The sequence below is a fragment of the Olsenella uli genome, from assembly GCF_016899935.1.
Lineage (GTDB): Bacteria > Actinomycetota > Coriobacteriia > Coriobacteriales > Atopobiaceae > Thermophilibacter > Thermophilibacter uli_B.
Genome location: NZ_JACJJK010000037.1, coordinates 1 through 273, shown reverse-complemented (window position 1 = coordinate 273; position 273 = coordinate 1). Strand labels below are relative to the sequence as shown.

The window sequence follows — 273 nt, the reverse complement described above, 5'->3', positions numbered from 1 at the left end:
CTTCCCCAATGCCAGACAGGAAAATCTTTTTATAGGGATGATCCATGCTTTTACTTATATGGGAATCCCACACTATATACTGACAGATAACATGAAGAGTGTCGTGATCCGGCGTGATCCAGAGGGACATCCTATCTGGCAGAAAGATTATAAAGTATTCATGGAAACGATCGGTTTCCAGACGAAGCTCTGTAAACCAAGGCATCCTTTCACCAAAGGTTATGTAAAGACTTCATTTATGTAAAGAAATGTGGGCTCAGCCCAGTGTTTACA

1 pseudogene is annotated in these 273 nt (G+C 41.4%); it reads left to right on the top strand.

The annotated features are described in order from the left end of the window. Positions 1-244, top strand: a pseudogene (locus H6A07_RS09755) (IS21 family transposase); the annotation flags it as partial. Positions 245-273: the final 29 nt, after the last annotated feature.